The 21,343-nt window shown below is 73.1% G+C and carries 15 protein-coding genes and 1 pseudogene; 10 read left to right on the plus strand and 6 right to left on the minus strand.

All coding sequences use genetic code 11. From position 1 onward, the window contains the following. The first annotated feature begins 293 nt into the window (after positions 1 to 293). On the plus strand, positions 294 to 1,451 hold the full coding sequence (locus B7C62_30290; GenBank protein ID ARF76084.1) for a ribosome small subunit-dependent GTPase A: 1,158 nt from the start codon (positions 294 to 296) through the stop codon (positions 1,449 to 1,451). Between the two features lie 133 nt (positions 1,452 to 1,584). After that, a pseudogene (locus B7C62_30295) lies at positions 1,585 to 3,033 on the plus strand (AraC family transcriptional regulator). Here B7C62_30295 and B7C62_30300 read toward each other — a convergent pair. Together B7C62_30300 and B7C62_30305 are read right to left on the minus strand one after the other, a co-directional pair. Further along, a complete protein-coding gene (locus tag B7C62_30300; GenBank protein ARF76085.1) occupies positions 2,964 to 3,446 on the minus strand; it encodes a hypothetical protein in 483 nt (160 codons plus the stop codon). The pseudogene B7C62_30295 and the gene B7C62_30300 overlap by 70 nt on opposite strands. Positions 3,447 to 3,570: 124 nt before the next feature. Next, the gene (locus B7C62_30305) at positions 3,571 to 4,563 is read right to left on the minus strand and encodes a hypothetical protein (protein ARF76086.1); all 993 of its coding nucleotides are present in this window, start codon (positions 4,561 to 4,563) and stop codon (positions 3,571 to 3,573) included. 238 nt (positions 4,564 to 4,801) lie between these two features. On the opposite strand from B7C62_30305, the gene B7C62_30310 reads away from it, so the two are divergent. The 3 genes from B7C62_30310 to B7C62_30320 all read left to right on the plus strand — a co-directional run bounded on the left by B7C62_30310 (position 4,802) and on the right by B7C62_30320 (position 9,091). Next, positions 4,802 to 6,562, plus strand: a complete 1,761-nt coding sequence (locus tag B7C62_30310; GenBank protein ID ARF76087.1) for a hypothetical protein — start codon at positions 4,802 to 4,804, stop codon at positions 6,560 to 6,562. 114 nt (positions 6,563 to 6,676) lie between these two features. Then, positions 6,677 to 8,419 carry a pyruvate oxidase gene (locus B7C62_30315; protein ARF76088.1) on the plus strand — a complete coding sequence of 581 codons (1,743 nt, stop codon included), beginning with the start codon at positions 6,677 to 6,679 and terminating at the stop codon, positions 8,417 to 8,419. Between the two features lie 297 nt (positions 8,420 to 8,716). Further along, entirely contained in the window at positions 8,717 to 9,091 is a 375-nt protein-coding gene (locus tag B7C62_30320; protein ARF77438.1) for a hypothetical protein, read from the plus strand. Between the two features lie 27 nt (positions 9,092 to 9,118). Here B7C62_30320 and B7C62_30325 read toward each other — a convergent pair whose 3' ends face one another. Continuing rightward, on the minus strand, positions 9,119 to 10,231 hold the full coding sequence (locus B7C62_30325) for a hypothetical protein (GenBank protein ARF76089.1): 1,113 nt from the start codon (positions 10,229 to 10,231) through the stop codon (positions 9,119 to 9,121). 203 nt (positions 10,232 to 10,434) lie between these two features. Further along, on the minus strand, positions 10,435 to 11,286 hold the full coding sequence (locus B7C62_30330; protein ARF76090.1) for an iron-sulfur protein: 852 nt from the start codon (positions 11,284 to 11,286) through the stop codon (positions 10,435 to 10,437). A gap of 152 nt (positions 11,287 to 11,438) precedes the next feature. On the opposite strand from B7C62_30330, the gene B7C62_30335 reads away from it, so the two are divergent. Then, positions 11,439 to 12,233 (plus strand): GntR family transcriptional regulator, encoded by a 795-nt coding sequence (locus B7C62_30335; GenBank protein ARF77439.1) that lies wholly within the window; start codon positions 11,439 to 11,441, stop codon positions 12,231 to 12,233. A 195-nt stretch (positions 12,234 to 12,428) separates the two neighbouring features. Here B7C62_30335 and B7C62_30340 read toward each other — a convergent pair whose 3' ends face one another. Beyond that, positions 12,429 to 13,226, minus strand: a complete 798-nt coding sequence (locus B7C62_30340) for a hypothetical protein (GenBank protein ARF76091.1) — start codon at positions 13,224 to 13,226, stop codon at positions 12,429 to 12,431. 147 nt (positions 13,227 to 13,373) lie between these two features. Further along, the gene (locus B7C62_30345; GenBank protein ARF76092.1) at positions 13,374 to 15,245 is read right to left on the minus strand and encodes a hypothetical protein; all 1,872 of its coding nucleotides are present in this window, start codon (positions 15,243 to 15,245) and stop codon (positions 13,374 to 13,376) included. A gap of 315 nt (positions 15,246 to 15,560) precedes the next feature. Between B7C62_30345 and B7C62_30350 the strand changes: the two genes are divergently transcribed. From B7C62_30350 to B7C62_30365, 4 genes are all read left to right on the plus strand, one after another. Then, complete coding sequence (locus B7C62_30350) at positions 15,561 to 16,451, plus strand: carbon monoxide dehydrogenase (protein ARF76093.1); 891 nt, start codon at positions 15,561 to 15,563, stop codon at positions 16,449 to 16,451. Between the two features lie 2 nt (positions 16,452 to 16,453). Further along, positions 16,454 to 17,053, plus strand: a complete 600-nt coding sequence (locus B7C62_30355) for an oxidoreductase (GenBank protein ID ARF76094.1) — start codon at positions 16,454 to 16,456, stop codon at positions 17,051 to 17,053. After that, positions 17,050 to 19,509: a xanthine dehydrogenase subunit D gene (locus tag B7C62_30360; protein ID ARF76095.1), complete on the plus strand. Its 2,460-nt coding sequence runs from the start codon at positions 17,050 to 17,052 to the stop codon at positions 19,507 to 19,509. The genes B7C62_30355 and B7C62_30360 overlap by 4 nt, the downstream gene beginning before the upstream one ends. 346 nt (positions 19,510 to 19,855) lie before the next feature. Beyond that, positions 19,856 to 21,313 (plus strand): MFS transporter, encoded by a 1,458-nt coding sequence (locus tag B7C62_30365; GenBank protein ID ARF76096.1) that lies wholly within the window; start codon positions 19,856 to 19,858, stop codon positions 21,311 to 21,313. The last annotated feature ends 30 nt before the right edge of the window (positions 21,314 to 21,343 follow it).

Genomic DNA, 21,343 nt, shown 5'->3' on the forward strand with positions numbered 1-21,343 from the left:
GAGACCGGTGAGATCCCGGGGCAACTCCGGCCCGGGCGCCGGAAAACCTGTTGACGCCGCCGGGAGCGGCGGGGCTAGGCTCAGCCACGAACAGGAACCCGGACCATCAGGAACCAGGAGGTGAGGACATTGATGACGGTCATCGCGACGGGCACTGCCCGCAACCGGAAGAGCATCGTTCCCACCCCCGTGGCCACCGGCTGACCCACACCACGTACATCACGTACGTCTCCTTGACCTCCCGCGCCGAACGCGCGGTGCCGGGGCCACCCTGTGAAGGGTTTCCCTTGTCTTTGTCTTTCCTGTTTTCTTCTTCTCCGTCCGCCTCGCACCCGCTGGCTCCGTACGGCTGGGACGACGGCTGGGCGGCCGTCTTCTCCCCCTGCGCCGAGCAGGGTCTCGTGCCGGGGCGAGTGGTGCGCGTGGACCGCGGTCAGTGCGACGTGGTCACCCCCGACGGCCCGGTCCGGGCCGACACCGCGTTCGTGGTGCCGCGCGACCCGATGCGGATCGTCTGCACCGGCGACTGGGTGGCGCTCGACGCGGACGGCGACCCGCGGTTCGTCCGTACGCTGCTGCCGCGCCGCAGCGCCTTCGTCCGCTCGACCTCGTCGGAGCGGTCCGAGGGGCAGGTCCTCGCCACGAACATCGACCACATCGCCATCTGCGTCTCGCTCGCCGTCGAACTCGACCTCGGGCGGATCGAGCGCTTCCTCGCGCTCGCCCTGTCCAGCTCCAACGGCGCCGCGCTGCTGGGCGGCGGACACGGCACCGGGGAGCACCGGCCCGAGCCGCTCGTCGTCCTCACCAAGGCCGACCTGGTGCCCGACGCCGTCACCCTCTCCCACCTCGTCCAGGACATCGAGGCCATCGCCCCCGGCGTCCAGGTGCTGCCCGTCAGCTCCACCACGGGGGAGGGGCTCGACGTCCTGGGGGCCGTCGTCTCCGGCGGTACGAGCGTGCTGCTCGGCATCTCCGGGGCGGGCAAGTCCACCCTCGCCAACACCCTGCTGGGCCTGGACGTGATGGAGGTGCGGGCCGCCCGGGAGGTCGACGGCAAGGGCCGGCACACCACCACGACCCGCAACCTGCTCGTCCTGCCGCAGGGGGGCGTCCTCATCGACACCCCCGGGCTGCGCGGGGTGGGCCTGTTCGACGCCGGGACCGGGGTCGGCGAGCTCTTCTCCGAGATCGAGGAGCTGGCGGCCCGGTGCCGGTTCCACGACTGCGCCCACCTGAGCGAACCCGGGTGCGCGGTCCTCGGCGCGCTGGCGGACGGCTCCCTGCCCGACCGGCGGCTGGAGAGCTACCGCAAGCTGCTGCGCGAGAACCAGCGGATCGTCGCCAAGACCGACGCCCGGGTGCGCTCGGAGATCCTGAAGGACTGGAAGCGCAAGGGCGCCGAGGGGCGCGCGGCGGGGCGGGCCAAGCGCGGGGGCCGGGTGCGGTAGCCGGGTACGGCGGTCGCCGGGGCCGTACGGCGTCACCTCGCGCTCCGGCGCCGTACGGCCCCGGCACCCGTACGCCTCGACGTCCGAAAACCGCGAGTGCGGCAGCGGCGGCTGCCGCACACTGGACGGTGTGATGGACGACCGGAGCAGGTACGAGGCGGTGAGCAGCCGTGACGCGCGGTTCGACGGCGCGTTCTTCTTCGCCGTCGTGACCACCGGCATCTACTGCCGCCCCAGCTGCCCCGCCGTCACCCCCAAACGTGCCAACGTGCGCTTCTACCCGACGGCCGCCGCCGCCCAGGCGGGCGGCTTCCGGGCCTGTCGGCGCTGCCGCCCCGACGCCGTACCCGGCTCCGCCGAGTGGAACGTGCGCGCCGATGTCGTCGGCCGCGCGATGCGGCTCATCGGCGACGGCGTGGTGGACCGCGAGGGCGTCCCCGGACTCGCCGGGCGGCTCGGCTACAGCGCCCGGCAGGTCCAGCGTCAGCTCAACGCCGAGCTCGGCGCCGGACCCGTCGCGCTCGCCCGCGCCCAGCGCTCCCACACCGCCCGGGTGCTCCTCCAGACCACCGGCCTGCCGGTCACCGAGATCGCCTTCGCCGCCGGGTTCGCCAGTGTGCGGCAGTTCAACGACACCATCCGCCGGATCTACGCCCGCACCCCCAGTGCCCTGCGCGCGGAGGCCGGGACCGGACTCGGCGGGGGCCGGGCCACGGGGCTGCGCGCCGGGGTTCCGCTGCGGCTCGCCCATCGGGGCCCGTATGCCGCCGGAGCCCTGTTCGACCTGCTGGGCGAGCGGGCCGTGGCCCGGACCGAGGAGCTGGCCGGGCCCCGGGGGCGCCGCACCTACCGGCGTACGCTGCGGCTGCCGTACGGGACCGGGATCGCCGCCGTCGACGAGGCGTCCCCCGGACCGTGGCTGGAGGCCCGTATCCACCTCACCGATCTGCGCGACCTGACCACCGCCGTACAGCGGCTGCGGCGCCTGTTCGACCTGGACGCCGACCCGTACGCCGTCGACGAGGCCCTGGCGGCCGACCCCCGGCTCGCCCCGCTGGTCGCCGCCTGCCCCGGGCTGCGCTCGCCGGGGGCGGCGGACCCGGAGGAGGAGGCCGTACGGGCGCTGGTGGGGCGGGAGCGGGCCGAGGCGCTGGTCGAGCGGTACGGGAAGGTGCTGGACGTGCCGTGCGGGGCGCTCACCCATGTCTTCCCCGAGCCGGGCGTCCTGGCCGGTGCCGTGACCGAACCCGCCCTGCGCGCCCTGGCCGCCGCGCTCGCCGACGGGGACCTGCGGCTGGACGCGGGGGCCGACCGGGAGGAGGCAGAACGGATGCTGGGCACCCTGCCCGGGGTGGACCGGCGGACCGCCGCGCTGATCCGGATGCGGGCGCTCGGGGACCCGGACGTCGACCCGTACGGCACACCGGGCGCCGAGCGGTGGCGGCCGTGGCGCTCGTACGCCGTACGCCACCTGGAGTGCGCCGAGCGGAGGCCCGCCCGGGGCGGGCGCCCTCAGCCCCAGAGCAGCGCGCCCAGCCATGCCCCCGCCACCAGCAGACAGGCGAACAGCTCCACCAGCACCGCGTACCCGGTCGCCCGCATCACCGAGCGCACGGACGCCCACCCCGCCCCGCGACTGCCCAGCCGCAGCCGCTCCACCCCGTAGATCGCCCCCACGAACCCGGCGACCCCGCCCACCACGGGCACCACGAAGAACCCCACGATCCCCGCGACCCCGCCGATCAGCACCGTCCGGCGGGGCGCCCCCGACTCACCCGGGCGGCGCGGCGGCAGCAGCGGCTTGAGGGCCTGGTTCAGCAGCATCAGGGCGGTCGCGCCGATCAGGACCCCCCAGGCCGTCGGGGTCATGTCCGTCAGCGCCCACCACAGCACCGCGGCCCAGACGATCGCCTGCCCCGGCACGCCCGGCACCAGCACCCCGACCAGGCCCAGCAGCATGACCAGGCCCACGGCGACGAGCTGCCACACACTCATTCGACCAGCGTGCCGGAGAGTCCCCGGCTCCGCCCGTCAGCGCACCCGGCTACCTGCGCCGATGGAGCCCCGGCGACCTGCGCCGATGGCGCGGCTCGGCCGGGTGGGGTGGCCGATGGGCACCTCAGCCGGGTGGGATACGGGACACCCAGCCCCTCTCGTACGCGTGCCAGCCCAGCTGGAGCCGGGTGGAGACGCCCGTCAGCTCCATCAGCCCCTTGACCCGGCGCTGCACGGTCCGCAGCCCCAGCTCCAGCTGCTTGGCCACCCGCGCGTCGGTCAGCCCGGCCAGCAGCAGCGACAGGATCTCCAGATCCGTCGCGTCGGGTCCGGCGCACTCCTCGCGGACCCCGGCACCGTCCTCGCCCAGCCGCAGCGGCATGGCTTCCCGCCACACCGCCTCGAAGAGGCCCGTCAGGGACTCCAGCAGCCCGCTGGCGTGCACGACCAGGGCGGCGGGCTCCGCGTCGTGCTCGGTCAGCGGCACCATCGCCAGGGTCCCGTCGGCGATCACCAGGTTCGTCGGCACCCGGTCCACCACCCGGCACTGCTCGTCCCGGCCCAGCGCGGCCGACAGCTCCAGGGTTCCCGACGGCAGCGACAGCACCTCGCGCTCGACCACCATCCGGTGGGCGACCCCGCGCGCGGCGGCGGCTTCCCCGGACCCGTTCTCCGGCCCGGCCACCGCGACCGGCTTCCCGGAGACCAGGGCGCACACCTCGGACGCGGCCCCCAGCCGCACCTGGTGGAACCGCCGGGCGACCGCCGCCTCCCCGGTCACCACCTCCACCAGATCGTGCACCTCGGGCTCGCTCGCCTCCGCCCGGTACTCCTCGGCCAGCAGCGCGGACGCCTGCTCCGCCTGCTCCAGCTCGTGCCGCTGCCGGACCAGCAGCGCCCCCAGCGCCACACCGGGCGGCGCCGCCACCCAGCGGCCCGGGCGGGACGAGGACCGCGCCGCCAGCCCCTGCTGCTCCAGCCGCCGCAGCACCCGCTCGGTCTCCGCCTCCGGGAGGCACAGCCGGTGCGCGAGACCGGAGAGTTCCGCCGCCCCCGCCGCCACCAGCGTGCGGTACGCGGCTTCCTGCCTCTCGTCGAGACCTATGGCCCCCAGCATTCCCCGACCCTCCCCAGTGTCGTGATCACGCGTCGCAGCGCCCGTTCCGGCCGGTCGGCCGTGGCGGAAAAGGACCACGTCGCGAACCTGCCGCGCACATCATCCCCCGTACCTCCTGCCCCTCTGCCACGGTGGCGTCACCGCAGTACCGACAACCTCCGGAACGGGGACCCTACTTACGGGCCACTTTTTCGGGTTGCCCCGTTTTCGGGCGGGCTTCGCGGTGGACAATAAGGGCATGAGTCAGCAGGGGGAGAAGCCCGCCGCCCATGAGGACGACTGGTGGCGGAAGCTGTACGACGAGACCGCGCCGGACACCGGTCCGAGCAGCGCGCCCGACAGCCTCGACGACCGCTTCGACTCCGTGTCGGACACGGTGAGCAGCGCGGTGGGCCACCAGCGGGACACCGCCCGCCACGCCGACCGGGATGTCGGCCGGGGCGTCGGCCCGGACGTCGGTCCGGGGACGGCCCGGGACACGTACCCGGGGCCGGAACCGGAACGGAGACCGGAGCCGCAGCCGGAGGCGGAACGGAAACCCGACCCGCGCTCGGCCTGGGACCCGTACCGGGAGCCGGAGGCGTACGAGGAGCCGGAGCGGAAGCCGCAGGCGTACGGGACTCCTGAGGCGGCGCGGATGCCGTACGAGGAGCCGGAGCGGAAGGCGTACGGGACCACTGAGCCGGAGCGGAAGTCGTACGTGGCCCGGGATTCGGCACAGAGGCCGTACGCAGCCCCGGAACCGAAACCGGAACTCGAACCGGAACCGGAACCGTACAGAGCCTCCGCCCCCGCCACCCCCGCCCCCGCCCCCCTCCCCGCCCCCCGCAACACCGCCTTCCCCGCCCCCTGGGAAGCCCCCTCCGGTCCGCCCGTGCCGCGCACCTTCGCCGCGCCGAAACCGCCCGAGCCCGAGCCGCCGCCCGCTCCTCCGGCCGCCGGACCGGTCACCGTCCCCGACCCCAGCGCCCTGCACGAACTCCCCCCGGACTGGGCCGCCAGCGACGCCCCGGCCGACGGCGGCGGGGCCCGGCCCCTCGTCGACCACCTCGGGGACCGGCCGCCCACCTACGACGCCGAGCCCGCCGCTCTGCCCGCCGCCACCTCGGAGAACCTGGACGCGCTGGTCCCGGACACCATGCTGGACGGCGCCCGGTACGGGACGTACACCCTGCGCGCCGCCTCCGTCCGGGGCGACTCCGCCCGGTTCCGGGGCGAGCCCCGGCGCGACGCGCTGCTCACCGCCCGGTTCGGGGCGGCGGAGAGCGCCCTCGTCCTCGTCGCCGTGGCCGGGGGCGCACGAGGCAGCGAGGGGGCGCATCTCGCCGCCGCCGACGCCTGCCGCTGGATCGGGGGCGCCGTCGCCCGCAGCCACGCCCGGCTTTCCGAGGACATAAGGGCGGGCCGCCGGGGCGACCTGAAGGCGGGGCTGCACCGGCTCACCGACCGTACGTACGGCAAGCTGCGCGCCCGCGCCGCCGAACGGGGCGTCGAACCGGGGGAGTACACCACGAGCCTGCGGTGCCTGCTGCTCTCCGCCGACCCCGACTGCCGCACCCGGGTCTTCTTCGGCGTCGGCAGCGGCGGTCTCTTCCGGCTCCGGGACGGGGTCTGGCAGGACCTGGAGCCGGTGATTCCGGAGCAGCAGTCCTCCTCCTCCGGAGGCGGCGGCGCGAGCGAGGAGAGCCCGGACGGCGACCGGCTGACCATGGACCTCCAGATCACCACGCCCCCGTCCCCGTACGGCGACGACCCGCCCCCGCCGCCCGCCGAGCTGTTCCGCTTCCGGGCCTCCGTGGCCCGCCCGGGCGACACACTGCTCCTGTGCGGCAACGGGTTCGCCGAGCCGATGCGCGGCGAACCGGAGCTCCCCGCCGAGCTCGCCGAGCGCTGGGGCCCGCCCGGTCCGCCCGGGCTGCCCGCCTTCCTCGCCGACACCCAGCTCCGGATCAAGGGGTACGCCGACGACCGCACCGTCGCCGCCGTCTGGGAGGCGTAACCGCGCACGCCATGGGTTGATGGACTCCGGAGGCCGCACGTCCGGCCGATGTTTCGGCCTCCGGAGTCCGGACAGCCGACAGGGCACGGAGCAGAGGGAGAAGGGCGCGCACCCATGGCCAAGCAGAACGTGGCGGAGCAGTTCGTCGACATCCTGACCAGGGCGGGCGTCAAGCGTCTGTACGGTGTTGTCGGCGACAGCCTGAACCCCGTCGTGGACGCCATCCGGCGTAACCCGTCCATCGACTGGATTCACGTCCGGCACGAGGAGACCGCCGCCTTCGCGGCCGGGGCCGAGGCCCAGATCACCGGGAACCTGGCGGCCTGCGCGGGCTCCTGCGGGCCGGGCAACCTGCACCTGATCAACGGCCTGTACGACGCGCACCGCTCGATGGCCCCGGTCCTCGCCCTCGCCTCGCACATCCCCTCCGGCGAGATCGGGCTCGGCTACTTCCAGGAGACCCATCCGGAGCTGCTGTTCCAGGAGTGCAGCCACTACAACGAGATGATCTCCAACCCGGAGCAGATGCCGCGCCTCCTCCAGACGGCCATCCAGCACGCCATCGGGCGCGGTGGCGTCAGCGTCGTGACGATGCCGGGCGACATCGCCTCCAAAACCGCACCGGAGAAGACCGCCGAGCACGCGCTCGTCACCTCGCGGCCGACCGTACGCCCCGGCGACGACGAGATCGACAAGCTCTGCCGGATGGTGGACGAGGCCAAACGGGTGACGCTGTTCTGCGGCAGCGGTACGGCGGGCGCGCACGCCGAGGTGATGGAGTTCGCTGAGAAGGTGAAGGCCCCGGTCGGGCACGCGCTGCGCGGCAAGGAGTGGATTCAGTACGACAACCCGTACGACGTCGGTATGAGCGGGCTGCTCGGCTACGGCGCCGCCTACGAGGCCACCCACGAGTGCGATCTGCTGATCCTGCTCGGCACGGACTTCCCGTACAACGCGTTCCTGCCGGACGACGTGAAGATCGTGCAGGTCGATGTGCGGCCCGAACACCTCGGCAGGCGTTCCAAGTTGGACCTCGCGGTGTGGGGAGACGTCCGCGAGACGCTGCGCTGTCTGACGCCCCGGGTGAAGCCCAAGAACGACCGCAAGTTCCTCGACCGGATGCTGAAGAAGCACGCCGACGCGCTGGAGGGCGTCGTCAAGGCGTACACCCGCAAGGTCGAGAAGCACACCCCGATCCACCCCGAGTACGTGGCCTCCGTCCTGGACGAGATGGCGGACGAGGACGCGGTGTTCACCGTCGACACCGGGATGAACAACGTGTGGGCCGCCCGCTATCTGACGCCCAACGGCAGGCGGCGGGTGATCGGTTCGTTCAGTCACGGCTCGATGGCCAACGCGCTGCCGCAGGCGGTCGGCGCCCAGTTCGTGGACCGGGAGCGGCAGGTCGTGGCGATGTCGGGCGACGGCGGGTTCTCCATGCTGATGGGCGACTTCCTGACCCTGGTCCAGTACGACCTGCCGGTGAAGGTGGTGCTGTTCAACAACTCCTCGCTCGGCATGGTGGAGTTGGAGATGATGGTCGGCGGACTGCCCGCCTACGGCACCACCAACAAGAACCCGGACTTCGCCGCCGTGGCCCGCGCCTGCGGGGCGTACGGGGTGCGGGTCGAGAAGCCCAAGCAGTTGCAGGCCGCGCTGAAGGACGCCTTCAAGCACAAGGGGCCCGCGCTGGTCGACGTGGTGACCGACCCCAACGCGCTCTCCATCCCGCCGAAGATCAAGGCCGACATGGTCACCGGCTTCGCGCTCTCGGCGAGCAAGGTCGTGCTGGACGGGGGCGTGGGCCGGATGCTCCAGATGGCCCGCTCCAACCTCCGTAATGTGCCCCGCCCTTGAGGCGGTGCGCCCCCGGGCGCTGCCCTGAGCACCGCCGAGGCCGAGTGCGGGACGGAGCCTTCCCCGTGCGCCCCCCGCTGCCTCGGCCCGCGCTTGTCCCACCCGAACCGGAAGCGTGACGGTGTGCGTACAGGGGCATGCATCCCGTGAGGCTGTTCGACGGGCAGCCGGAACAGAGGAGGTCGGATCGCTGTGCGGGCGGGGGACATGGTGAAGCGTCAGAAGAGAGACCGGGTCATCGAGGGGCGCGGTCCCCGGGGGCGCAGACCGGGTGAGGCGCAGCAGCAGCCGGCCCGGATGCGCCGCAGGGTCGGCCATACGGAACGGTCGGCGGTGGGGGAAGTCCGGCGCGAGCTGCGGGAGTTCCTCCGACATCGCTCCGGCACCGAGCAGATCGAGGCGGCGGAGCTGCTGCTGAGCGAGCTGGTGACCAACGCGCTGATCCACACCCGGCACGGGGCCGTGGTCACCGCGGAGGCGACGCCCGCGGCCTTACGGGTGGAGGTCCAGGACTTCGAGGCGGACCTGCCCGCGCCGTACGTACCGAACGCCGACGACGGTACGCACGGCAGGGGGCTGATCCTGGTGCGGAGCCTGGCCGACGCCTGGGGGGTCGAGGCGCGGGCCCTGGGCAAGGTGGTCTGGTTCGAGCTGCGCGGCGAAGGGCTGTGAACGCCCCTTCGCCGCACGGCGTGCGGGTCATGAACCCGTGTACTGCTGCTCCAGATCCTTCAGTTTCTGCTCCAGGGAGTCGAGCCGGGGGAGTGTCTGGGTGTCGTCCTCGGCGGTGAGGTCGACGGTCCGCGCGTCACTTCCCGGCTTCGAAGGGCCAAGGCCCTTCGAGCTCGTACCGTCCGTCGGCTGGGTCGGGCCGACGGCTTGCAGGGATGGCCGGGGTCGCAGAGGCAGCTGACCCGGCTCTGCTATGGCGGGCTCCGCGACGGGCGGCGCCGTGCCGCCCGACGCCGGGGCGAGGGCCTGGACGTCCACCTGGTGGCCGCCCCTCAGGCCGCCGCGCCCCCAGGCCCGGTTCTGCCGGTTCAGGGCCTTGATACGGGCCCGTTCCAGCTTGGCCTGGTCGCGGCGGCGCACCCGGTCCTGCTCCCGCTCCTTGCGGTCCTCCCGTACCTCGTCCACCGCCTCGTCCAGCGTGCGGACGCCTTCCAGGAGCATCAGCGACCAGGCGCCGAAGGTCTCCCGGGGCGCCCGCAGCCAGCGGACGATCCGGATCTGCGGCAACGGACGGGGCACCAGGCCCTGTTCGCGCAGCGCGGCCCGGCGGGTCTGCTTCAGCGCGCGGTCGAAGAGCACCGCGGCCGACAGGGACATCCCCGCGAAGAAGTGCGGAGCGCCCGCGTGGTCGATGCCGCGCGGGGCGTGCACCCAGTTGAACCAGGCGGCGGCCCCGGCGAACGTCCACACCAGCAGCCGGGAGCCGAGGGCCGCGTCTCCGTGGCTCGCCTCCCGTACGGCCAGCACGGAACAGAACATCGCGGCGCCGTCCAGTCCGAACGGCACCAGGTACTCCCAGCCCCCGCTCAGGTTCAGGTTCTGCCGGCCGAAGCCGACGAGCCCGTGGAAGGAGAGCGCGGCGGCGACGGCCGCGCAGCAGAACAGCAGGACGTAACTGGCGGTGGCGTACAGCGCTTCCTTGCGCCTGCGCCGTTCCTCGCTGCGTTCCCAGGAGTCGTCGGCCGCGGCCTTTCCGGCGGCACGCTTGCCGCGTGCGACCACCGTCACCGCCGCCATGACTCCCACGAGCAGCACGGCGCCCGGAAGCAGCCAGTCAAGCGATATGTCGGTCAGTCTCATGCGCGGGTCCCTTGCGTCACGTAGGGCGTTTCGTGCGCCATCGTGACGGAATTCCCGACCCGCTCCGGGGGTTTCGGGACAAGAGCACGCCATGGGGGTGGGAGAGGTTATCGATGGGTGGAATCTTCTCGAACGGCCGCGCGGTCCAACCGAGTTGCGTTCGATTCCACGTCATCCGGACGGGCGGTGTGACACGGTGCGGATCAGGAAGCGGTGGCGAGCTTCCGTACCCGGTCCGCGTCGCAGGTGCGCGGGCAGGTCACACAGGTGTCCTCGGGGCGCAGGGTGTAGAAGAGGCAGCAGCTCGCCCGGTCCCGGGTCGGCAGCGACTGCCCCTCGGGCCCGGTCAGCTCACGGAAGCCCGCGGAGCCGACGTACGGCTTGGTGGTGCCGGGGAGCAGCAGCTCCAGCTCGGCCATCGCGCGGCGCTCCTCGCCGAGCAGATGGGCGATGTACCAGAGGCCCTCGACGATCTCGTCGGTCGCCATCCCCCACAGCGCCCGCTTCCCCCGGCGCATACGCGGCCCGAACCCCTCCAGTACCGGTTCCAGGTGCTCGGTCAGGGCGGCCAGGACCTCGGCCCGCAGCGCCGCCTCGTCCGGGACCACCCGGGCGCCGGGCAGATGCGCCGCCGGGTCGTCCGGCAGGCAGGCGAACTCCCGGACCCGTACGGTCATGTGGCCCAGGGCCCGCTGGAAGGCGACGTCCCCGACCGGGACGCGCGGCACCCGGCGGTGCAGGAACCAGGGCACGGTGACCAGCAGACAGGCGGGCCAGGCATACCGGTGGAGGCCGAAGCTGGCGACCACGTCGGGGCGGGCCTGCTGCCCGTAGTCCCGCAGCACCTGCGCGTTGTCCCAGGCCAGGAAGGTGTCCACGGCCGGACCGCCCGCGGCCAGCTCGGCCGCGCCGACCCAGCCGGCGCCCGTCGGGGCGCTCACGCCCTCGTCGAGCACCTCGGCGCGCAGCCCGGGGAAGACCTCGGTCAGGCGGGTGTACGCGGCGGTCACGGGGGACGTCGTCGCGGCGCCGGCGAGCAGCGGAGTGAGGGTCATGCAGGGACCACCGAATCGGGATCGTGTGCAGGTAAGGCTTACCTTACCCGACGCCATCGATGTTTGAACTGCGGCCTCCTTCTTCTATCGTGCACGGGGGGCCGGGCACGCGCGAGCCGGCCCGCACGGATGGCTTAGGGAGTGTCGTGTCGATCAGGCCGGAGCAGGGCGGCGCGCGTGGGGGCGTACGGCCGTCGTACGCGCCCGGCGCGTACGCGGGCGCCCCGGCGGCGGGCCGGGTGCCCGAACAGATGGGCCCCGACCGTTCGCGGGAGGGGGCGTCGGCCCGGGGCGAGCACACCCACAGCGAGCCGCCCGCCCCGCGTGTCGTCCGTCACTCCGTCCGGGGCCAGATCCTGGAGGCCCTGCGCGCCGCGCTCGTCGACGGCGAGCTGATCCCCGGGCAGGTCTACTCCGCCCCGGCGCTCGGCGCCCGCTTCGGGGTCTCCGCGACCCCGGTGCGCGAGGCGATGCAGCAGCTGGCCGTCGAGGGGGCCGTCGAGGTCGTGCCGAACCGGGGCTTCCGGGTCAGCGAGCGCGGGCCCCGCGAGCTGGCGGAGCTGGCCGAGGTACGGGCCCTGATCGAGGTGCCGGTGATGCTGCGGCTGGCCCGCACCGTCCCGGCGGAGCGGTGGGGCGCGCTGCGTCCGCTGGCCGACGCCACGGTCGCGGCGGCGGCCGTGGGGGACCGGGCGAGCTACGCCGAGTGCGACCGGGCCTTCCACCGGGCGGTGCTCACCCTGGCGGGCAACGAGCAGCTGGTGGCCGTCGCCGACGAGCTGCACCGCCGTTCGCAGTGGCCGCTGGTCGCGGGCCCCGCCACCCGCCGGGCCGACCTGCTGGCGGACGCCGCCGAGCACACCGCGCTGCTCGACGCCCTGATCGCCCAGGACCTGGCCGTCGTCCAGGCCCTCGTACGGGAGCACTTCACGGGCGCGGACGGCTGAGAGCCGGTCGGGCGTCGGCCTGAGCCTGGGCCTGGCGGGGTCAGTGCCGGGGGCGCGCGGGCGTGCGCCTGCGTGTGTGCCCAGGGTGCGCGCCCTGGCGCGTGCGTACGGTCACGGGTGACCGCTCCGGCGTGCGCCCGGCCGGTCGGCCGAACGGGCGCACGGGCACAGCGCGCACGCCGGGCGGTACGTCCCTCAGCTCGCCGCCGCCGGCCGCGGCCCCGGAACCCCGATGTGCGGGGCCAGCCAGGTCGGCACCCCGCCGAGCAGCCGGAACAGCCGCCCCGCCTCCGCGCGCAGCCGGGCCGCCTCCGGTTCGGGCTCCGCCTCCGCCAGGGAGATCAGCGCCGGGGCCGTACCGACCAGGTAGCCCAGCTCCTCCCGGATGCGCAGCGACTCCGAGAACCCGTGCCGGGCCTCGGCCAGCTCGCCCTCCTGGAGAGCGAGCGAGGCCAGCTGGCGCCAGGTGAAGGAGAGCAGCAGCTCGTCGCCGCGCGTGGCCGCCCCGGCGTGCGCCCGGCGGTACGCGGCGCGGGCGGACTCCGGGGAGTCCGCGATGTTCTGCGCGATCAGCCCGCGCCGGAAGTCCAGCAGCGGCCGTCCGGGGGCGGTGGGCGCCAGCAGCGCCGCCGCCCGGCTCAGCGCGACGCTGGCCTCGTCGGCCCGGTCCCGTACGCCCAGAAGGGTGGAGGCGTAGGCGAGATGGCCCCGCTCGCAGGCGGCCCCGCCGCGCTCGTCGTCGGTGCGGGCCAGTGCCTCCGCGCTCCGCAGCGCGTCCTCGGCGTCGGTCCAGCCCTCGCCGGTGTACAGGCACCGTTCGGTCAGCAGGGCGGTGCGCTGGAGGGCCGCCGCCGGGTCGCCCGCCGCGTGCGGCTCCAGCAGGGCGGCCGCGTCCGTCCAGCAGGCGCGGGACCGCAGCCGCCATACCGCTGTCTGGAGCGGCGGATCGTCATCTGCTGTCGTTCCGGAACCAGACATGGCGGTATCCGCCACATTGCCCTCCCCGAGCGCGCCATTGTGCTGTTGAGTACCGCCGAATCTCAGCACGGATCGGCACGCCGGGCCAAGGGGTCCGACCGATGTCAGGTGAAGGAATTCACAAACGGGGGGAGCTCACCGGCGCTCGGCGGGGCGCACGGGTCAGCTCATACGCAGGGCGAGGAAGAAGTCGAGCTTGTCCTCCAGCCGCGAAAGGTCACGGCCCGTCAACTGCTCGATTCGTCCGACGCGGTAGCGCAGTGTGTTGACGTGGAGATGGAGCCGGGCCGCGCAGCGCGTCCAGGAGCCGTCGCAGTCCAGGAAGGCTTCCAGGGTCTCGATCAGCTCCGCGCGGTGGCGCCGGTCGTAGTCGCGCAGCGGGTCCAGCAGCCGGGCGGTGAAGGCGCGGCGGACGTCGTCGGGGACGAACGGCAGCAGCAGCACGTGCGAGGCCAGCTCGTGGTGGCCGGCCGCGCAGACCCGGCCCGGCCGGGCCGCCGCCACCCGGCGGGCGTGCCGGGCCTCCTCCAGCGCCCCGCGCAGCCCCTCGGCCGAATGCACGGCCGCGCTGACACCCAGTGTCAGCCGCCCGTCGTCGGCGAGCCCCGCCGAGAGCGGGTCGCGTACGGCGGCGAGCAGCGCGTCGGCGTGGAGGGCGGGGTCCTGCGCGGCAGCCGCCGGAGTCCGGTCGGTTCCCGGAGTCCGGCCGGTCCCCGGGGCGGCGCCCGGCTCCGGAGCCCGGCCGGTACCCGGGGCGTCCCCGGCCTTCGGCGCTGCGGAGGCGGCGGGGGTGCCGGTGCTGCCGGTGTGGTCAGCGTTGTCGGTGGGGCCGTCTACCGTCTCGGGGAGGGGGGCGGGCACGGCCGGCAGCGGTACGAGCGCGATGGCCTCCTCGCCCGTGTGGGCGACGGCGATGCGGTCGGCGGAGTCGGGGCCGCTGACCGCCGGGTCGACGAGGATCTCCTCCAGCAGGGCCTGGGCGACCGGGCCGCCCGCGATGTCGCCCGGGACGCCCGCCGGGCCCGGCGCGTCCGTGGCGGTCCAGTCGACCCGGGCCACCACGACCTGCCACTGCGGGGTCACCCCCAGGCCCGGCAGCAGGACCGGGGCGGCGACCCGGAGCCTGGCGGCGATCTCGGCCGGGGCGGCGCCCGCCTGGACCAGCTCCAGGACCTCCTGGGCGAGCCGTCGGCGTACCGTACGGGCCGCGTCACGGCGGTCGCGCTCCACCGCGATCAGCTGCGTGACGCCCTGGAGCAGGTCGATCCGGGCGGCGGGCCAGTCCGAGGCGTCCGCCTCGACGGCGAGCAGCCAGTCGGAGAGCACCGACTCCCGGACGTCACGGGCGGCCGGGACCGCGCCCCGGCCCGTGTTGCGGATCGGGAAGAGCGAATACGTCGTCCCCGCGACGGCCGCCCGGTGCGGGCCCCGGCGCCCGGTGCGGGTGGCCGCCAGGTGGTGCCCGGCCAGCGTCGCGCCCAGCGGTCCGGGCAGCGGGGCGCCCGCCCCGGCGATCTGGCGGCCGGTGGGGGAGAGGACCCAGGCCCGCAGGTCCAGGTCGGAGGTGAGGAGGTCCAGGACCACTTCCGGTCCGCCGCCCGCCGGGCCGGAGGTCATCAGCCTGCGGTGCCGGTCCACCACGGCCGCCAGATCGCCCGCCCGCTCGCCGGAGACCTGGCGCACGACATGCTCGGTGATCGTCGCGAACGCCACGGTCTCGTGCACCGCGAAGAGCGGGAGGCGGTGCCGGTCGCACGCCTCGACCAGATCGGCCGGGATGTCGCCGAGCTCCGCCTCGCCCGCCGCGAGCCCGGCCACCCCGGCGCCCGCCAGGATGCGGACGAACGGCTCGGAGTCGCTCGCGTCCCGGCGCCAGGCCAGCCCCGTCAGCACCAGCTCGCCGCCGGAGAGGTAGCGGCTGGGGTCGCGCAGGTCGGTCGTCATGACGCCCCGGACCGTGCGGTCCAGCTCGCCCTGGCCGCCGAGCAGCCGCAGGCCCAGCGCGTCGGTCTCCAGCAGTGCGCGCAGCCGCATCTCGTCGCCGCCGATCTCTATCCGTAGGGGTGGGAGCAGGTGGGTGAAGCCGGGAAGGGGTGGGGGACACCGGGTGGAAGGGGTACCTGTCAATTGCGGCGAGGTTACTGATCCCCGCCATTCGTTCGAATCTACAAGACGAGGACGGAGACCAGCCAACTCCTTCAGTGTTTCGGTGACTGCACCCACCGCGTCCCGGCTTGTGTACTGGGCCACACACCACATGAACACCACATGAACGAGCCACACGAGGCAGTCGAGGGCCGGCCGTCCCCAGCCCCGGTGTACGACCGATTGAGAAGAAGAGAGCCACTCATGGACTTCCTTCGCCCCGCCAGCTGGGAGGAGGCGCTCGCCGCCAAGGCCGAGCACCCCACGGCTGTGCCCATCGCGGGCGGCACGGATGTGATGGTCGAGATCAATTTCGACCACCGGCGGCCCGAATACCTCCTGGACCTGAACCGCATCGGTGAGCTGTCCGAGTGGGAGGTGGGCCAGGAGAGCGTACGGCTCGGCGCCTCCGTGCCGTACAGCTCCATCATGGAGCACCTGCGCACCGAACTGCCCGGCCTGGCGCTCGCCTCGCACACCGTCGCATCGCCGCAGATCCGCAACCGCGGCGGGGTCGGGGGCAACCTCGGCACCGCGTCGCCCGCCGGTGACGCCCACCCGGCGCTGCTCGCGGCGGGGGCCGAGGTGGAGGCCGAATCCGTACGCGGGACGCGGCTGATTCCCATCGACGCTTTCTACACAGGCGTCAAGCGCAACGCCCTGGCCCCGGACGAGCTGATCCGCGCCGTGCACATCCGGAAGGCCGACGGGCCCCAGCAGTACTCCAAGGTCGGCACCCGCAACGCGATGGTCATCGCCGTCTGCGCCTTCGGCCTCGCCCTGCACCCCGAGACCCGTACGGTCCGCACCGGCATCGGCTCCGCCGCCCCGACGCCCATCCGGGCCAAGGAGGCCGAGGAGTTCCTGAACGCCGCGCTGGAGGAGGGCGGGTTCTGGGAGAGCGGCAAGATCATCACCCCCGCGATCGCCAAGCAGTTCGCCGCCCTCGCCTCCGGCGCCTGCAACCCGATCGACGACGTACGGGGCACGGCGAAGTACCGCAGGCACGCGGTCGGCATCATGGCCCGCCGCACGCTCGGCTGGACCTGGGAGCAGTACCGCGGCGCGGGCCGCACGCTGGAAGGAGCTGCGTAACCATGCGAGTCAATTTCACGGTCAACGGCCGTCCTCAGGAAGCCGACGACGTATGGGAGGGCGAGTCCCTTCTTTACGTGCTGCGTGAGCGTATGGGGCTGCCCGGTTCCAAGAACGCCTGCGAACAGGGCGAGTGCGGGTCCTGCACGGTCCGCCTGGACGGCGTCCCCGTCTGCGCCTGCCTGGTCGCCGCCGGCCAGGTCCAGGACCGCGAGGTCGTCACCGTCGAGGGCCTGGCCGACTACGCCAAGCACCGCCAGGACGCCCACCCCGGCGGCTCCTGCGCCACCGGCTCCTGCGGCACCACCCTGGACGCGGCCAAGCGCTGGCAGTCCAAGCCCACCGACGGCCAGACCGGCGAGGCCGTCGAGCTCTCCCCGATCCAGCAGGCGTTCATCGACGCCGGAGCCGTCCAGTGCGGCTTCTGCACCCCCGGCCTCCTCGTCGCCGCCGACGAGCTGCTGGAGAACACGCCCTCCCCGTCCGACCAGGACATCCGTGAGGCGCTCTCCGGCAACCTGTGCCGCTGCACGGGTTACGAGAAGATCCTCGACGCGGTCCGCCTCGCGGCCGCCCGCCAGGAAGAGGCGGTCCAGTCATGACGACGCACCCCGAAACGGCACCGCGCCCCGAAGCCGCCACGCCCGTCAAGGCGCAGACCGTACCGGCCGGAACGCCCACCAAGATCACCCAGGGTTCGCCCACCAAGGGCGGCATCGGCGAGTCCACGCTCCGCCCCGACGGCACCCTCAAGGTCACCGGGGAGTTCGCGTACTCCTCCGACATGTGGCACGAGGACATGCTGTGGGGCCAGACGCTGCGCTCCACCGTCGCGCACGCCGAGATCGTCTCCATCGACACCTCCGAGGCGCTCGCCACCTCCGGCGTCTACGCCGTGCTGACCTACGACGACCTCCCGGCCGAGATGAAGAACTACGGCCTGGAGATCCAGGACACCCCGGTCCTCGCCCACGGCAAGGTCCGCCACCACGGCGAGCCGGTCGCCATCGTGGCCGCCGACCACCCGGAGACCGCGCGCCGCGCCGCCGCCAAGATCAAGATCGAGTACCGGGAGCTCCCCCTCATCACCGATGAGGCATCGGCGACCGCCCCCGACGCCGTACTCGTGCACGAGGGCCGCGACGACCACCACATCGGCCACGTCCCGCACCCCAACATCGTGCACCGCCAGCCGATCATCCGGGGCGACGCCGACGAGGCCGCCAAGCGCGCCGATGTCATCGTCCGGGGCGAGTACGTCTTCGGCATGCAGGACCAGGCGTTCCTCGGCCCCGAGTCCGGTCTCGCGGTGCCCTCCGAGGACGGCGGCGTGGAGCTGTACGTCGCCACCCAGTGGCTGCACTCGGACCTCGGCCAGATCGCCCCCGTCCTCGGCCTGCCCGAGGACAAGGTCCGCATGACGCTCTCCGGCGTCGGCGGGGCCTTCGGCGGCCGCGAGGACATCTCGATGCAGATCCACGCCTGTCTGCTGGCGCTCCGCACCGGCAAGCCGGTCAAGATCGTCTACAACCGGTTCGAGTCCTTCTTCGGACACGTCCACCGGCACCCGGCGAAGCTCCAGTACGAGCACGGAGCCACCAAGGACGGCAAGCTCACGCACATGAAGTGCCGCATCGTCCTGGACGGCGGGGCCTACGCCTCCGCCTCCCCGGCCGTCGTCGGCAACGCCTCCTCGCTCTCGGTCGGCCCGTACAAGATCGAGGACGTGGACATCGAGGCGATCGCCCTCTACACCAACAACCCGCCCTGCGGCGCGATGCGCGGCTTCGGCGCGGTCCAGGCGTGCTTCGCCTACGAGGCGCAGATGGACAAGCTGGCCGCGAAGCTCGGTATGGACCCGGTGGAGTTCCGGCAGCTCAACGCCATGGAACAGGGCACCCTGCTGCCCACCGGCCAGCCCTGCGACTCACCGGCCCCGGTCGCCGAGCTGCTGCGCCGGGTCAAGGCCCGGCCGCTGCCGCCCGAGCAGGAGTGGCTGACGGCGGGCAGCGACGGCACCTCCGTCGACGTCCGGGCGCTGCCCGGCGGGCTCTCCAACACCACCCACGGCGAAGGCGTCGTGCGCGGGGTCGGCTACGCGGTCGGCCTGAAGAACGTCGGCTTCTCCGAGGGCTTCGACGACTACTCCACCGCCCGGGTGCGGATGGAGGTCATCAACGGCGAGCCGGTCGCCACCGTGCACACCGCGATGGCCGAGGTCGGCCAGGGCGGCGTCACCGTGCACGCCCAGATCGCCCGTACCGAACTCGGGGTCAACCAGGTCACCATCCACCCCGCCGACACCCGCGTCGGCTCCGCCGGGTCGACCTCCGCCTCCCGCCAGACGTATGTCACCGGCGGCGCGGTCAAGAACTCCTGCGAAGCCGTACGGGAGAAGGTCCTGGAGCTCGGCCGCGCCAAGTTCGGCACCTACCACCCGGCCTGGGCCACCGCCGAACTCCTCCTGGAGGGCGGCAAGGTCGTCACCGACGGCGGCGAGGTCCTCGCGGACCTGGCCGACGTGCTGGAGGACGAGGTCATCGACATCGAGCTGGAGTGGCGCCACCGGCCCACCGAGGCGTTCGACCTCCGTACCGGACAGGGCAACGGCCACGTCCAGTACTCCTTCGCCGCCCACCGCGCGGTCGTCGAGGTCGACACCGAGCTCGGCCTGGTCAAGGTCATCGAACTGGCCTGCGCCCAGGACGTCGGCAAGGCGCTCAACCCGCTCTCCGTCCTCGGCCAGATCCAGGGCGGCACCCTCCAGGGCATGGGCGTCGCGGTGATGGAGGAGATCATCGTCGACCCGAAGACCGCGAAGGTGCGCAACCCCTCCTTCACGGACTACCTCCTCCCCACCATCCTCGACACGCCGACCATCCCGGTCGACGTGCTCGAACTCGCCGACGAGCACGCCCCGTACGGGCTGCGCGGCATCGGCGAGGCCCCCACCCTGTCGTCCACCCCGGCCGTCCTCGCGGCGATCCGGAACGCGACGGGTCTGGAGCTCAACAGGACACCGGTACGCCCCGAGCACCTCACCGGCACCAGTTCCTGACGGCCGCCGGGTGACCTCCCACCGGTCGTCACCCGGCAGCCCCTGAGCGGTCCCCCCCCGGACTCTCCGGGCGGTGTTGCTGAGCCGAGAACGTCACACTTTTCCGCATCCCGCACCGCCCGGAGACACCAAGCACCGCACCGCTCGCGGTTCTCCGCCGTGCACCGGCACACCCCGGCGCGCACGGCAGCGCCTCACGGATCGACTCGTGCCTCCGGCACATCCGTATCTGCCTCAACAGTTCGTCCCGGCCGTCCCCGGGTCGTGCAGCCGTCGCAGTCATCCCAAATCCCGCATTCAGGAATCTCCAAGCGGGTGCCCCTGTGAACCTTGGGAGTCAGGCATCATGACCCAGCAGTCAGTGGAACCGAAGACCAGCGCGGAGGCCGCGGGCCCCGGCTCGCGCGTCCCCGCCGGAAGATCATGGCTCGACCGGTACTTCCACATATCCGAACGAGGCTCCACGGTCGCGCGCGAGGTGCGCGGCGGCGTCACGACCTTCATGGCCATGGCGTACATCCTCCTGCTCAACCCGCTGATCCTCGGCGGGGAGGACGTCAACGGCGACCTCCTCGGCCAGAGCGGACTGATCACCGCGACCGCCTTCGCGGCAGCCGCGACGACCCTGCTCATGGGCTTCGTCGGCAAGGTGCCCCTGGCCCTCGCCGCCGGACTCAGCGTCTCCGGTGTGCTCGCCTCGCAGGTCGCGCCCAACATGACCTGGCCGCAGGCCATGGGCATGTGTGTGATCTACGGTGTGGTGATCTGTCTCCTGGTGGTCACCGGCCTCCGCGAGATGATCATGAACGCGATCCCGCTCGCGCTCAAGCACGGCATCACCATGGGCATCGGCCTCTTCATCGCCCTCATCGGCCTCTACAAGGCCGGATTCGTCCACCAGGGCACGGCGACCCCCGTCTCCCTCGGCCCGGCCGGTGAACTCGCTGGCTGGCCCGTCCTGATCTTCTGCGTGACCCTGCTCCTCATCTTCATGCTCCAGGCGCGCAACATCCCCGGCGCGATCCTGATCGGCATCGTCGTGGGCACCGTGGTCGCCATCGTCATCAACGCGATCGTCGACATCGAGGCGAAGGCGTGGAGCAGCGGCCCGCCCGCCCTGGACGGCGGCGCGGTCGCCTCGCCCGACTTCTCGCTCTTCGGCAACGTCGAGTTCGGCGGCTGGGGCGACGTCGGTGTGATCACCGTCAGCATGATCGTCTTCACCCTGGTGCTGGCCGGTTTCTTCGACGCGATGGCCACCATCATCGGTGTCGGCACCGAGGCCAAGCTCGCCGACGACAAGGGCCGTATGCCGGGCCTGTCGAAGGCGCTGTTCGTCGACGGCGCCGGCGGTGTCATCGGCGGTGTCGCCTCGGGCTCCGGCCAGACGGTCTTCGTGGAGTCGGCCACCGGCGTCGGTGAGGGGGCCCGGACCGGGCTCGCCTCCGTCGTCACCGGCCTCTTCTTCGCGGCCTGCCTCTTCTTCACCCCGCTCACCGCGATCGTCCCGGCCGAGGTGGCCTCCGCCGCCCTCGTCGTCATCGGCGCGATGATGATGCAGAACGCCCGCCATGTGGACTGGAGCGACCGCTCCGTGGCCATCCCGGTCTTCCTGACCGTGGTCCTGATGCCCTTCACTTACACCATCACCACCGGTGTGGCCGCGGGTGTCATCGCGTACTCCGCCATCAAGCTCGCCCAGGGCCGGGCCCGCGAGGTCGGGGCCTTCATGTGGGGGCTGACGGCGATCTTCGTCTTCTTCTTCGCCCTCAACCCGATCGAGAGCTGGCTCGGCGTCCACTGAGGACGACCCGCCTTCCCCTCCCTCACTTAA

The organism is Kitasatospora albolonga, from assembly GCA_002082585.1.
Lineage (GTDB): Bacteria > Actinomycetota > Actinomycetes > Streptomycetales > Streptomycetaceae > Streptomyces > Streptomyces stephensoniae.